The sequence below is a fragment of the Synechococcus sp. MU1648 genome (assembly GCF_023630615.1).
Taxonomy (GTDB): Bacteria; Cyanobacteriota; Cyanobacteriia; order PCC-6307; family Cyanobiaceae; genus Parasynechococcus.
Map to the genome: position 1 here is coordinate 51,794 of NZ_JAKUHI010000006.1, position 13,247 is coordinate 65,040.

The 13,247-nt window shown below is 59.4% G+C and carries 16 protein-coding genes; 5 read left to right on the plus strand and 11 right to left on the minus strand.

All coding sequences use genetic code 11. From position 1 onward, the window contains the following. Positions 1-148 precede the first annotated feature (148 nt). Genes NCN06_RS08090 through NCN06_RS08100 form a run of 3 tightly spaced genes read left to right on the plus strand, consistent with a single transcriptional unit; the run spans position 149 to position 2,008 of the window. Positions 149-640, plus strand: coding sequence for a DUF2214 family protein (locus tag NCN06_RS08090; RefSeq protein ID WP_115093628.1), 492 nt, complete (start codon positions 149-151; stop codon positions 638-640). Beyond that, positions 640-1,305: a zinc metalloprotease gene (locus NCN06_RS08095; RefSeq protein ID WP_226398436.1), complete on the plus strand. Its 666-nt coding sequence runs from the start codon at positions 640-642 to the stop codon at positions 1,303-1,305. The genes NCN06_RS08090 and NCN06_RS08095 overlap by 1 nt, the downstream gene beginning before the upstream one ends. Positions 1,306-1,351: 46 nt before the next feature. Further along, positions 1,352-2,008 (plus strand): L,D-transpeptidase, encoded by a 657-nt coding sequence (locus NCN06_RS08100; protein WP_226398437.1) that lies wholly within the window; start codon positions 1,352-1,354, stop codon positions 2,006-2,008. Here the strand turns inward: NCN06_RS08100 and hisIE are convergent. Beyond that, positions 2,005-2,673 (minus strand): bifunctional phosphoribosyl-AMP cyclohydrolase/phosphoribosyl-ATP diphosphatase HisIE, encoded by a 669-nt coding sequence (gene hisIE, locus NCN06_RS08105; RefSeq protein WP_226398438.1) that lies wholly within the window; start codon positions 2,671-2,673, stop codon positions 2,005-2,007. The two genes, NCN06_RS08100 and hisIE, sit on opposite strands and share 4 nt — an antisense overlap. A gap of 67 nt (positions 2,674-2,740) precedes the next feature. On the opposite strand from hisIE, the gene NCN06_RS08110 reads away from it, so the two are divergent. Further along, a complete protein-coding gene (locus tag NCN06_RS08110) occupies positions 2,741-3,217 on the plus strand; it encodes a 6-carboxytetrahydropterin synthase (RefSeq protein ID WP_226398439.1) in 477 nt (158 codons plus the stop codon). On the opposite strand, the gene clpB is transcribed toward NCN06_RS08110, so the two are convergent. Continuing rightward, positions 3,203-5,791, minus strand: a complete 2,589-nt coding sequence (gene clpB, locus NCN06_RS08115; RefSeq protein ID WP_250398846.1) for an ATP-dependent chaperone ClpB — start codon at positions 5,789-5,791, stop codon at positions 3,203-3,205. The genes NCN06_RS08110 and clpB overlap by 15 nt on opposite strands. 144 nt (positions 5,792-5,935) lie before the next feature. On the opposite strand from clpB, the gene NCN06_RS08120 reads away from it, so the two are divergent. After that, the gene (locus NCN06_RS08120; RefSeq protein WP_115023525.1) at positions 5,936-6,145 is read left to right on the plus strand and encodes a DUF8662 family protein; all 210 of its coding nucleotides are present in this window, start codon (positions 5,936-5,938) and stop codon (positions 6,143-6,145) included. Positions 6,146-6,206: 61 nt separating this feature from the next. Here NCN06_RS08120 and NCN06_RS08125 read toward each other — a convergent pair whose 3' ends face one another. The 9 genes from NCN06_RS08125 to NCN06_RS08165 all read right to left on the minus strand — a co-directional run bounded on the left by NCN06_RS08125 (position 6,207) and on the right by NCN06_RS08165 (position 13,246). Next, entirely contained in the window at positions 6,207-6,485 is a 279-nt protein-coding gene (locus NCN06_RS08125) for a hypothetical protein (protein ID WP_226398441.1), read from the minus strand. A 19-nt stretch (positions 6,486-6,504) separates the two neighbouring features. After that, positions 6,505-6,900 (minus strand): hypothetical protein, encoded by a 396-nt coding sequence (locus NCN06_RS08130; protein ID WP_226398442.1) that lies wholly within the window; start codon positions 6,898-6,900, stop codon positions 6,505-6,507. Beyond that, positions 6,900-7,157 (minus strand): Nif11-like leader peptide family natural product precursor, encoded by a 258-nt coding sequence (locus NCN06_RS08135; RefSeq protein WP_226398443.1) that lies wholly within the window; start codon positions 7,155-7,157, stop codon positions 6,900-6,902. Before NCN06_RS08135 ends, NCN06_RS08130 begins: the two co-directional genes overlap by 1 nt. A 5-nt stretch (positions 7,158-7,162) precedes the next feature. Next, positions 7,163-7,522: a c-type cytochrome gene (locus NCN06_RS08140; RefSeq protein ID WP_226398444.1), complete on the minus strand. Its 360-nt coding sequence runs from the start codon at positions 7,520-7,522 to the stop codon at positions 7,163-7,165. Between the two features lie 132 nt (positions 7,523-7,654). After that, positions 7,655-8,014, minus strand: a complete 360-nt coding sequence (gene petE, locus NCN06_RS08145; protein ID WP_186571870.1) for a plastocyanin — start codon at positions 8,012-8,014, stop codon at positions 7,655-7,657. 7 nt (positions 8,015-8,021) lie between these two features. Continuing rightward, a complete protein-coding gene (locus tag NCN06_RS08150; protein ID WP_226398445.1) occupies positions 8,022-9,041 on the minus strand; it encodes an NAD-dependent epimerase/dehydratase family protein in 1,020 nt (339 codons plus the stop codon). After that, positions 9,038-10,096, minus strand: a complete 1,059-nt coding sequence (gene hemE / locus NCN06_RS08155) for a uroporphyrinogen decarboxylase (RefSeq protein WP_226398446.1) — start codon at positions 10,094-10,096, stop codon at positions 9,038-9,040. The genes NCN06_RS08150 and hemE overlap by 4 nt, the downstream gene beginning before the upstream one ends. 81 nt (positions 10,097-10,177) lie before the next feature. Then, a complete protein-coding gene (glgB, locus tag NCN06_RS08160) occupies positions 10,178-12,475 on the minus strand; it encodes a 1,4-alpha-glucan branching protein GlgB (protein ID WP_226398447.1) in 2,298 nt (765 codons plus the stop codon). A 60-nt stretch (positions 12,476-12,535) separates the two neighbouring features. Beyond that, on the minus strand, positions 12,536-13,246 hold the full coding sequence (locus NCN06_RS08165; RefSeq protein ID WP_226398448.1) for a DUF3887 domain-containing protein: 711 nt from the start codon (positions 13,244-13,246) through the stop codon (positions 12,536-12,538). Position 13,247: the final 1 nt, after the last annotated feature.

The window sequence follows — 13,247 nt, forward strand, 5'->3', positions numbered from 1 at the left end:
AAAGTGTTTTTTTCTGGCGGTCATAATAAAGACTCCCGAATTAACACTTTTTGCGTTATTACACTCTTTCTTCCTGTTGATGAAGTGAATCTTTCATTGTTAATTCAATTGGGTGGCTAAGGTCGCCGCACCTTCTGTTGATACGCCAATGCCCCTGGCCGTCGCTCTGACATCCGACATCGCCAAAAACGCTGGCGTTGCCTACGTTCACTACCTCAGCTTCATGCTCTGTTTCGGCGCACTCGTGCTGGAGCGGAAGCTGATCAAAGCCGATCCGAATCGCCAGGAAGCAACGGCGATGGTGATCACCGACATCGTCTACGGCATCGCTGCCCTGGCTTTGCTGGTGAGTGGAATTCTGCGGGTGATTCACTTCGGCCAGGGTGCCGAGTTCTATACCCAGAACCCCTTGTTCTGGTGGAAGGTTGGCCTTTACCTCTCCGTGGGGGGGCTGTCGCTGTATCCCACGATCACCTACATCCTCTGGGCGATTCCACTGCGCAAGGGCGAGCTGCCGAAAGTGAGCGAAGCTCTCGCAGGACGTCTGGCCTGGATCATCAACATTGAATTGGTCGGCTTCGCCAGCATTCCTCTGATGGCGACACTCATGGCCCGCGGCGTTGGTCTCCCCGCCGCCTGATGCAACCCGACCTCTGTCCTCCGCAAGAGCAGATTCGAACGCTGAAGGTTTCCTTGGAACGCCAGGCTCCTGGTCAGCGTCCGGGGTATGCCTCCTCCCTCGCCACCACACCTCTGGGCCCGCCCGTGCTGAAGCACTGGTGCGTCTGGATTCAGCCTGCTCACGCAACCCCTGCCAACCGTTGGGACCAACGCTGGCTAAAGGCGGTGTCATCGGCGTTGACCACCTGGAAGGCACTGGTTCCAATCACGAGGGTGGACAGCCCAGACCAGGCCAATGTGCTGATTCGACGTGAGCGTCCGGCGCGGCGTCAGGTCGCTGGGGTATGGCGGGCAAGCAACGGACGAACGCAGCTGCAGATCGTTGACGTGCAGCGTCTTGGCAGCCGGCGATTGGAGCCCCAGGTGAAGGTGATGGTCTCCCCGGAGCTTCGGGCCGAAACCCTGCAAGCCACAGCTCTGCACGAACTTGGCCACGCCTTCGGGCTCTGGGGTCACAGTTCTGTTCCTACCGATGCCCTGGCGATAAATCAGGGGGAGAGCCCTGTATTGGTGCCATCGGAACGGGATCGCCTCACCCTTGCGTGGGTGATGCAGCAGACGACCCGCTTCGGTTCAACGATTCAACAGCCGATTGAACCGTCCGAATCTGCTTTGCCTGAGTGACGTCGACATCCGGGCGCGGCATGCTGCTCGCATTCGAGGTCAATGCATGGATCTGATCCGTTCTTTGGTGATGGCTGGCGTGCTCGTCAGCCTTGTGGGTTGCCGTTCTGACACCAGTTCGTTTCTGCAGGACCCACAGATTCGTGAACCGATTCGGATCCAGCTGAATGGCAGCAATCCCATCGCCAGTGAAGGTGTGTTGGATCGTGCTGAGGGCCCTTTGCGTTTCACCGTCGGCCATGGGCGCCATGGCATTGGCTGTGAAGGCACCACCTTTGAAGAGGGTGTCACTCCGCTCGGAACGTTTCAGGTCAACGCCATCCTCAGCAACGACCGCTTCGAGATGGACCCCTCACTGGTGGAGCAATCAGGAAAAACGGAGGAGGAGCTGCGCGAGACCCTCTTCACCAACATGAATTCCATCGACTTCAAAGGTGATGGGGAAACCGGTGAATACGGCATCGGCTACATCAGCCTGGCTCCTGTTCCGGCAACCGAGCAGCCCTTTCGCTTCAACACCTACGACGGCGTCTTTCGCTGGTACAGCTTTGCCATTCACGGCACCAACGACGAGACCAGGATCGGCAAGGCGGTGACTGGAGGTTGCATCAACACCGGTCAGCTCACCATGGGGGTGCTCTTGGACACGGTGGAGCTCGGCGATGAAGTGGTGATCAGCAGCGACAGCCCCTGCTTGCCTTAATGCCGGCGCGGGGCACCCCGTCGCGCTGTCAGTACTTCCTGAACTTTCCTCCAGCTGACACCGTGATGGGCCAGGGCGACCTGCATGTGGAAGACGATGTCAGCGGCCTCACCCGCGATCTCGTCGGCATTGTCGTCTTTGCAGGCCATCACGAACTCAGCGCTTTCCTCGCCAATCTTCTTGAGGATGCTGTTGTCTCCCCCCGCCAGCAGCTTGTTGGTGTAACTGCCCTGCTCCGGTTGGTCACGTCTTCCCTCGATCACTCGGAACAGTTCGGTGCAGGCATCCGTTGGCGGCAGCAGAGCTGCTGTTCCACCAGGAGTTCTTTCGTCACTGTTCTCGAAGAAACAGCTGCGGGCACCGGTGTGGCAGGCCACATCCCCGGTCTGCTCGATCGTCACCAACAGCACGTCGGCATCACAGTCGTAGCGGATCTCACGCATCGTCTGGATGTGACCGCTGGTGGCACCCTTGTGCCAGAGCTCCTGGCGTGAGCGGCTCCAGTAATGCACTTCACCGCTGCGCAGGGTCGCTTCGATCGCTTCCCGGTTCATCCAGGCCACCATCAGCACAGCCCCGTCCAGCCAGTCCTGCGCCACAGCTGGAATCAGCCCCGCTTCGTTAAAACGGAGTTGGTCAATGAAGGCGGGGCTGAGGGGCTGCATCAGGCCTCAAACATTCGGGCAACGCCTGAATCTTCCCGCAGCGTGCTCCATTCCGCGTTTTCCCCCCTTGCTCGTTTCTCCGACCCCTTACAGCTGCAGCAAAGCCTTCAGCGGATATCCCTGCTGTCATCGGCAGTGGCGTCACGAAGGACATTGCCGCTTCGTGCATGGGTACAGCCGCAGTTTCAACCTCTGGTTCGCCGCAACTGAGCTGGATGCCTGCGGTTTTGTCGTTGATTTCTCCAGCCTTCGCCCTTTCGAACAACAGCTGCGGCAGCAGTTTGACCACACCTTTCTGGTCAATGCCGATGATCCACTGCTGGCGGAGTGGCAGCGGCTGCACGACCTCGGGGCCCTGGATCTCCGCGTGATGGAGAACGTGGGCATGGAGGCGACGGCGGCCTTGATCTGGGCTTGGGCCAACAAGCTGCTGCAGGAGCGCGATAGCGGTCGCACCTGTTGCTATGCGGTGGAGGCTCGGGAGAACAGCAGCAACGCAGCCACCTATACCGCTGTTCCCCCGTGGTTCTCAGCGCAGAGCTAACTGGTCAGCCTCCAGCTCCACGCTGATCGCCTGCCCCTCGCCGTAACGACCCGCCAGGATCGCCTTGGCAATGGGTGTCTCAAGTTCCCGTTGAACAGCCCGTTTCAGCGGTCGTGCCCCGTACACAGGGTCATACCCAGCACTGGCGAGCCAGTCGGCGGCCCCGTGACTCAGGTTGAGCTCCAGCTTGCGGTCAGCCAGCCGCTTGCGTAGGCGTTCCACCTGGAGGGTGACGATCTGGCGCAGCTCCTCCCGCCTGAGGCTGTGGAAGATGATCTGATCGTCCAGACGATTGAGAAATTCCGGCCGGAAATGGGCCCGGAGAGCTTCATTCACCCTGGCTTCCATCGCTTCATGCTGCTCGGGATCAGCGGCCAGCTCCAGGATCGATTGGCTGCCGATGTTGCTGGTGAGAATCAGCACCGTGTTGGTGAAGTCCACGGTGCGGCCTTGCCCATCGGTGACGCGGCCGTCATCGAGGATTTGCAGCATCACGTTGAAGACATCGGGGTGGGCTTTCTCTACCTCGTCGAACAGGATCACGGCGTAGGGCCGACGACGCACCGCTTCTGTGAGCTGGCCCCCTGCTTCGTAACCCACATAGCCTGGGGGCGCACCGATCAAACGACTGACGGTGTGCTTCTCCATGTACTCCGACATGTCGATGCGCACCATCGCGTCATCGCTGTCGAACAGCCGGTTGGCGAGTGCTTTGGAGAGTTCGGTCTTGCCAACACCGGTGGGGCCGAGAAAGAGAAAGCTGGCGATGGGGCGGTTCGGGTCGCTCAGGCCTGCCCTGGATCGTTGGATCGCATCCGCCACCGCGGTGACGGCCTGGTTCTGGCCGATCACCCGCTGATGCAAGTCATCCTCCAGCTGCAGCAGCTTCTCCATTTCGCTCTGCACCAGCCGCGCCACGGGGATCCCGGTCCACTTGGCGATCACCTCGGCAATGTCGTCTTCACTCACCTCCTCCCGCAGCAAGCCTTTCTCGCCAGGCTCCTCCGAGGCGATCTGGGCTTCCTGCTCGAGCAACTGCTTCTGCAGGGAGGCCAAGGTGCCGTATTCCAGTTCCGCCGCTTTGTTGAGGTCGTAGCTGCGCTTGGCTTGTTCCACCTGCAGCTGCACCCGTTCGATCTCTTCTTTAAGCGACGAGAGCTCGTCGATGGCGCCTTTCTCCTGCTGCCACTGGGCATTCAGCGAACTTTGCTGTTCGCCCAGTTCCGCCAGTTCCCGTTCGATCCGTTGCAGCCGTTCCTGGCTGGCACTGTCGGATTCACGGCCGAGGGAGAGCTTTTCCATCTCCAGCTGCAGGATCTTGCGATCGATTTCATCGATCTCCTCAGGTTTGGAGGTGATCTCCATCTTCAGGCGCGCGGCGGATTCATCCACCAGATCGATCGCTTTGTCGGGCAAAAAGCGGTCAGCGATGTAGCGGCTGCTCAAGACAGCAGCAGCCACCAGGGCACTGTCGGCAATGCGGACGCCGTGGTGCACCTCATAGCGCTCTTTGAGACCGCGCAGGATGGAAATCGTGTCTTCCACCGTGGGTTGATCCACCAACACTTGCTGGAAGCGTCGCTCCAGGGCAGGGTCCTTTTCGATGTGCTGTCGATGCTCATCAAGGGTGGTGGCACCGATGCAGCGGAGTTCTCCCCGGGCCAGCATCGGTTTGAGCAGGTTGCTGGCGTCCATGGCTCCACCGGTGGCTCCTGCGCCCACCACCGTGTGGATTTCATCGATGAACAGCACGATCTGGCCTTCGGAGGAGGTGACCTCCTTGAGCACAGCTTTGAGGCGTTCCTCAAACTCGCCTCGGTATTTCGCTCCAGCGATCAGGGCCCCCATGTCGAGGGCGATGAGCTGACGATTCTGCAAGGCCTGCGGTACGTCACCGTTGACGATCCGCTGTGCCAGTCCCTCCACAATTGCGGTTTTGCCAACCCCCGGTTCGCCAATCAACACGGGGTTGTTCTTGGTGCGTCGGCTGAGGATCTGGATCGTGCGTCGGATCTCCTCGTCCCGCCCGATCACCGGGTCTAGCTTGCCGTCACGGGCAGCTGCCGTCAGGTCCCTCCCATACTTTTCGAGGGATTCATAGGTCCCCTCTGGGTTCTGATCGGTCACCGTCTGGTTGCCTCGCACAGCAGTAATGGCTTCTTTGAGTTTGGTGGTATCGACGCCCGCTTGGCTGAGCAGTTGCCTTCCGCAGCGTTCATCGTCCGACAAGGCCAGCAACAGATGTTCGATAGCGATGTAGCTGTCGCTGAATCCATCACGGGCTGTTTCTGCTCGATCCAGGCAGCTGTTCAGGGAACGTCCCAGAAAGACTGATTCCGGTGGAGATCCAAGGCTGGGTTGCTGCTTGAGATGGGTCTCGACCGACGCTTGGAAATTGGCGACGTCGACACCTGCTTTGCTCAGAATTCGGCCAGCCAAACCGTTCTGCTGCAGAAGAGCCAGCAGCAGATGCTCCGTTTCAAGGTGCTGATGTTTGCTGGTTTGCGCCAGTTGCTGGGCGGCGACGATGGCGGCCCAGGCTTTTTCAGTGAACTGTTCCGCCGTGGGTTGCATCTCTGATGCGCTTCAAACTCCGTTCACCGTATGGCGATTGATGCGAGGCCCGAGGGGGCAAACCGAAGGATTCGGTTGGGTGCTCTCACCAGGGGGCGGCAAACCGGAATGGGTTTTTAGAGTTCGCCGAACTGAGAAGGGCCGATGTCTGATCCACAGCTGGTGGAGTCTCTCGTCCAGAAGAGTTTGGCGCTGTCGTCGACAGCTGGCGGAGAGCTGGAGCGCAGCTGTTGGATGGTCGTCCATGAGCACCATCACGGGGTGAAGCCGACGGAGTACGACATCCGCGAGATTGACGAAGACCTCTACCTCGGTGTGCTGAAGGCTGCCAAACAGGCCCATCCCGCTTCGTGAGATTCAGTCTCATTCAGGGTCTGATTTGGCGTGTCAGGACGTGCGCTGAGTTGATGCTTGATCAACCGTTGAGGAGCTGCCTCAGCAATGCACGGTGAGCGTTTTCGGCCTCAATCGTCTCTCGCATCTCCTTGGGAAGACGGGCTTCCAGGATGTCCTGCTTTTTCATCTCCGTGGCGTAGCGACTTTTGAAGTCGCTGAAGTTGTTCAGGTAGGCCGTCGCGATCTCTGGGGTGAAGGCAATGACCTCAAGTGCGTGTTTGAAGTGGAGGTAGGAGACGGTCCAGGCGACCAGTTCCTCAAAACTCTCTAGGCCCAGGGGGTTGTCGGGAAGCGTCATTGGGTCGTGGTCGGTTGGTTCAGCCGAAACCCTCGGCCTTGGCTTGGTCGGTCAGCCCCCGCAATTGACCGTTGAGCAGTGCATCGCGCTCGCGGTCAGCCCCCACATGGGGTGCAACTTCCACCCCTGCGACCTGCATGGCCTGCATGGCGTCTGCTTCCTCTGCTGATCCTGTTTCGCTGCTGAGGTAGCGCTCCACAGTGGCTGCGCCGGTGGCATCCGCTGCGAAGTACACCGTTCCCGGGCCGCGGCGCACGACGGTTTGACGTCGCTGCCTTCGGCGTTGTTGCACGCTCGCCCAGAGCCGGCCTTGATTGGCGGTCATGAAGGCGTTCAGATCGGCGGCATCGGTGTCTTCGGCCAGAGCCATGCTGGTGCCATCAATGAAATCACTGAGCAGGGTGACAACGGCCATCAGGACGGTGTTGATTGAGACGGTCTTGATTGAGAGGGTGGTGATTGAAAGGAGCGTTGGATCCTGCTGGTTTCAAACCAGCGAGTGATGGCTGATTCCTGAGCATCGTCGCTGAGATCTCGCTGGATAACGTCGAAGCCATGGCGCTGGGCCAGGGCCAGTAATTCGATGTCATCGCTGCAACGCGCAGCATCGCGTCGCAATCCCTGGTGATGCTCGATCGCCCGCAGAAAATCTTGAAGAGCTTCACGACTCATCGCACTTACCAGCCCAATTCAGCCCGTTGTTCGACGTAGGTGGCCACCGCAATGATCTCCTCTTCACTCAGTTTGTCGGCATAGCCGGGCATTGCATTGAGGCCATCCTCGATTTCGTGCTCAAGAGCCTCCAAAGGGGCGCTCGTATAGGCCTCGACGTGGTTGCTCAAGTCGCTGATCTTCAGCGTGCGTTTGGCGCTGATCACATTGCCGCCTCCCATGTGACAGGCCGCGCAGTTGCTGTTGAAAATCTGCTCGCCTTGCTCAAAGGCTGATGTGTCAATCGCCATCGCCGGGGCTGACAGCAGATCAGTCGAACCGACGATCATCAAGAGCGTCAGGATCAGGCCTGCAGCGCGTGCCATCAAAATCCGTCCAATACTCCAAGGTATCCATCGTTTCTGGCAAAAAAAAGAACCCTGAGCTGTGATTGACACACAGCTCAGGGTTTTCAGTTCAATTGGGATGAAACCTTAATTTCTAGAGAAATTTTGGAATCACTCGACGATCACTTTGCCGACCATGCCAGCACCACGGTGGGGCTCGCAGTAGTAGTCGTAGGTGCCAGCGGTAGCGAAGGTTTCTTCCCAGGATTCGCCGGGGTTGAAGGCGAGATCGGAGTGGCTGTACTCATCGTTGCCTTCGAAGACAGCGTTATGAGGTGCCAATTTGTTGTTGACAAACTTGACGGTGTCGCCTGCCTTGATGTTTACGGTTGCAGGCTCGAAAGCGAGCATGCCGGCGTCGGTGCCTAGCTTCACTTCAACGGTGGCAGCTTGAGCTGTGCCGACGTTGAGGCCGATCAGCATCAGGAAGGCGCAGCAAGCAGCTGCAACGGTGCGGATGACGGAGCGCATGAAAGAGCTATGTCGATCCAGCAATTTTACGCTCTGCTCTGGGGGTTCCGCGGTTGGGCAATCCGGAATCACAAAGAACTGTTGCTAAGTCGGGAGCATGGCTGCTGCCACCGAAGCGTTCCGGCTGCGTCACCGGGTCATGAATGAAGTGTCGCTGGCGAATGCTGAATCGGTCCCAAGCGTTCACTTCAATGGGGAGAACGCGGATTAGCGTTTCAATCAGCCATGGCCAGAGCGGAATGCCTGGCGTGCGAGCAACACCGCGCCAGCGGCAGAGGGTGGCCACGGTGTCGTTCACTGAAATGGCTGGTTGACCCATGACCACGCGGCGCAGCGCCCCTTGACCGGGCTCACGGTTTGGCTCATGGGGATGTGTTGCCAACAGGCCGCAGATGCGGGCGATGTCTTCCGCATGGATGAAGTGGAAGCTCGCATCCACCCGCAGCCAACGGGCCAGCCACAGCCAACGGCTCACTTCAACCAAGCCTTCGGTGAGATAGCTGGTGGGGAAGGGGCTGGTGCCATCGACCCGTCCGCCAAACACCAAGGTGGGAAACACGGCGATGATTTTGCTGGCCAGGGGGTGCTCTTCCAGATCCCTGAGGCAGCGGGCCTTGGTTTGGATGTATTCCGTGCCGTAGGCCAGCGCTTCCGGCAGTGGACGTAGGTGCCGGTCGAGCACGCTGGCCGTTGAGAAATAGATGACCTGTTCCAGCTTGGCTGGATCCAGAAGCTCAAGCATCCGCTTCACGGCCACCACATTCACCTGTTCGGCCCGCTCGGGATCACCCCAGGCTGTGGCGGTGTGGATCACCCGGTTGATTGTTGCCAGCTCATGGGCAAACCGGTCTGTGTCCCGAAGATCCCCCACCAGAAGGCGGATGCGGGGGTGGTCTGCAGGAACAGCATTGAGCTTGGCGGGGTCCCTCAGCCAGAGAAGCAACTCTGCCTCGGAATTCTCCAGCAGCCAGCGGGAGACGTACTGACCGACGCAGCCGCTGGCGCCGGTCACCAGGATGCGGGTCAAACGGCAGCCCCGAGACGGTCCATCACGCTCTTGCCGGAGCGGAAGAAGGCTTCACCGTTCTCCTCGGGAGTTCCCGGCAGGATTCCATGGCCCAGATTGAGGATGTGCTTGCGACCGCGGGCCTTGCGGACGCAGTCATCGATGCGAGCCTCGATCGCCTCTGGGGTGCCGAACAGCAGGCCGGGGTCCACATTGCCCTGAACACCGATGTGCTCCGGCAATCGCGCCAGGGCTTCCGCCATGTCCACCGTCCAATCCAGCGAAATGATGTCGACGCCGGTGTTGGCCATCCGCTCGAGAACACCTGCGCTACCGGAGATGTAGAGGATGAAGGGGGTATCAGGGTGCGTCTGCTTGACCAGATCCACCACTTTTTTCTGATAGGGCGCAGCAAAGGTGTCGTAGTCAGCAGGGCTCAGCTGGCCAGCCCAGGAATCAAACATCTGCACCACCTGTGCACCGGAATCAATCTGGTAACGCAGGTAATTGGCGATCGACTCAGCGAAGTGGTCGAGCAGCTTGTGAAGGATGTCGGGCTCGCGGAAGGCCATGGCCTTGATCACCGCGTAGTTCTTGCTGCTCTTGCCCTCCACCACGTAGGCGGCGAGGGTCCAGGGGGCACCGACGAAACCAAGAACAGCCGCCTCGTTTCCAACGCTTTGGCGGAGACGTCCCAGAACTTCGCCCACGAAGGGCATCGACTCGGCTGGGTTCAGCGGGTGCAGGGCATCCACCTGGGCCATGCTTCGGATGGGGTCGCCAATTTGGGGGCCTTTGCTCTCAATGATGTCGAAGTCAATCCCCATCCCCGGTAGGGGCGTGAGGATGTCGGAGAACAGGATCACGCCGTCAGGCTTGAAGGCATGAAACGGCTGCATCGAGATCTCATAGGAGAGATCAGGGTTTTCGGACCGCTCACGGAAGCTGGGGTACTTGTCACGTAGGTCCCGGTAGATCTTCATGTAGCGCCCGGCCTGGCGCATCATCCAAACCGGAGGACGCTCCACCGATTCACCTCGCGCAGCACGCAGGAGCAGGGGTAAAGAGTCGCTCATCAAGCCCGGTCAGGTCAGCCGAAAACTTACCTGAATCAAAGGCTCCACTAGCGCTTCACCCCCTAATAGTCATCACCTTCGTCACAGGATGTTGTCAGGGTCGCTGCTACTGAGGCTGCGTTTCGGGTCGTGCTTGAACACCACCAGGCTCAGCGGTGGCAGGCAGAGATCCAGGGAGTTCTCATAGCCATGGATGCCCCACTCTTCCGTCGGTTTGCCGCCCATGTTGCCGAGGTTGCTGCCGCCGTATTTGGCCGCATCGGAGTTGAAGATCTCCTCGTAGAAGCCCGCGAGCGGAACGCCCACGCGGTAGTTGGAGTGGCTTTGGGGAGTGAAGTTCGCCACCACCACGAGCCAGGTGCCGCTGCTGCTCTCCCGACGCATGAAGCTGATGACGGAATGGCGGTTGTCATTGCAGTCGATCCACTGGAAGCCGAACTGGTCGAAGTCGTCACGCCAGAGGGCCGGTTCCGCCTTGTAGAGAACGTTGAGGTCATCCACCAGTCGCTGGATGCCTTTGTGAGGTTCGTAGTTGAGCAGATCCCACTCCAGATCCCCCCAAACGTTCCATTCGGCCCGCTGGCCGAATTCCATCCCCATAAAGATCGTCTTCTTGCCGGGGTGCGTCCACATGTAGGCCAGCAAAGCCCTTGTGTTGGCGTACTTCTGCCAGTCATCTCCTGGCATTTTGTGCAGGAGATGGCTTTTGCCGTGCACCACTTCATCGTGGCTCAGCGCCAACATGAAGTTCTCGGTGTAGGTGTACCAGATCGAGAAGGTGATGTTGTTCTGATGGAACTGGCGGAACCACGGGTCCAGCTCGAAGTAATCGAGCATGTCGTGCATCCAACCCATGTTCCATTTGAGGTTGAATCCGAGCCCTCCGATGTCCGTTGGCTGCGTCACCATCGGCCAGGTTGTTGATTCCTCCGCAATGGAGAGGGCCCCGGGGTAGTGCTGGAACAGCACGTGGTTGGCTTGCTGGAGGAAGCGGACCGCCTCGGTGTTCTCCCGCCCGCCGTTCTCATTCGGGAGCCATTCCCCATCGGGACGCAGGTAGTCGCGATAAAGCATCGAGGCCACCGCATCCACACGAATGCCATCGATGTGGAATTGCTCGAACCAGAAGATCAGATTGGCAACAAGGAAGTTGCGAACCTCATTGCGGCTGTAGTTGAAGATCAGGGTGCCCCATTCCTTGTGTTCCCCGATCCGTGGATCGCTGTGTTCGTAAAGGTGTGCACCATCGAAGAAAGCAAGGCCATGGGCATCCTTCGGGAAATGGCCGGGAACCCAATCGATGATCACCCCGATCCCTTCGGCGTGGCAGCGATCCACGAAGGCCCGGAATTCATCAGGCGTTCCGTAGCGGCTGGTGGGGGCGTACCAACCCGTCACCTGATAGCCCCACGACCCATCGAAGGGGTGCTCGGTGATCGGCATCACCTCGATGTGGGTGAATCCCCTCTCCTTGACGTAGGGAATCAGGCGATCGGCGAGCTCGGCATAGGTGAGGAGGCGAGCACCGGGCTTCATATCCGCCGCAGGAACCGGTTTGCGCGGGGTCCCGTCGGGTTGAATCCACGGCTCCTCCGCTGAGGCGTGGATCCAGCTGCCCAGGTGCATTTCGTACACCGAGATGGGTTGATCGAGCGCGTTGCTGCTGTCGCGCTTCTGCATCCACTCCTGGTCGTCCCAGCTGTATCCGTTCAGGCGGGCCACCACGGAGCTGTTGTCCGGGCGGACTTCGTGCTGGAAACCGTAGGGGTCAGCCTTTTGGTAGCAGTGGCCGTCCTGGGTGCGGATTTCGTATTTGTAGAGATGGCCTTCATTGAGTCCGGGAACGAACAATTCCCAGATGCCACCGAGACGCTGTTGCATGGGGTGGTGGCGTCCGTCCCAGGAGTTCAGATCTCCGATGACTGAGACGCTCAGAGCGTTGGGAGCCCAAAGGCAGAACATCACACCCGTGATGCCTTCTCGCTCGGTGAGGTGGGCACCCATCTTTTGCCAGATGTGGTGATGGTTGCCCTCAGCAAACAGGTGGCGATCCATTTCGCCCATCCATTCACCACGGAAGGCCCAGGGATCGTGCTGTTCGTGAACGATGCCGCCTCGTTCGACTCGGACCCGGTAGTCCAGGCCAGGGTCCTTGCCGATCTCTGCCTCAAACACCCAGGGGTGGTTCGGCGTGGTCATGGCGATTTGTTCGCCAGCCACCAGCAGGGTCACGCTTTGGGCCTCTGGCATCCACATCCGCACGGTCCAACCCTGATCTGAGGGCTGGGGACCGAGCACCGCGAACGGGTGGTCATGGCGACAATTCGCCAACCGTTCGCCGTCCTGCACCATCCAGTCGAGGACTGCGGCGACACCCATGGGAGACCTAAGAATTGGGCGCGATGTTAAGCCTGATTTACGAAACAAATCCGCTGATCTTCAGACGAAGTCCCTGGAAATGTCGACGTTGATGATCCGACCACGTTCGTCGAAGATCACAAACAAGTTTGATGTGGCCTTGCCGAAGGCAACAGCCACGAGGACGAGTTGCTGATCCCCCCCCTGGTGGGCGATTACAGCGTCCTTGACCTTGCGGAAACCACCAGCGACTCGGCTGAGCTTGGTCCACTTGCGTTCCAGGTCTCCAGGAGCCAGCTCTTCCTGAAGTTGCAAGGACATCTTGGACCTTGCGGCAATCCAACGGCCTGCCGCAAGGTCCCGGGTGAATTCCAGCGCTGTTGTTTCGATGGGTTGGATCTGATCGGTCCACTTCCAGGCGAGCAGCTTGCCGTCCTCGTCCAGCACCATCAGCATCCCTTCGTCACCGGATGCGGTGGTCACGACAGCGTCAATCGTGGTCGTGTTGTAGCCGGGAATCACGCTGACAATGCGGCTCGCTTCGATGGCTACGCGTTGGTCAAGGCGAGCCTGGACGGTCTTGACATCAACACTGGTCTGGACTGGAGCGGCTAGGGCGCCATGCATCACGTTCCCTTGGCGTTCCTTCAGAGCCTCCAGCAGGACTTCAGCGGCCGCTGTTGCCTGGGCTGGTGTGAGTTCAGTCCTGGTTAGCTCCTCCGCTGCTGCGGGACTGATCAACCCCATCGGGGCTGACAGAGCGATGGCCAGCAGGGCAGCAGAGAGCTTCAAA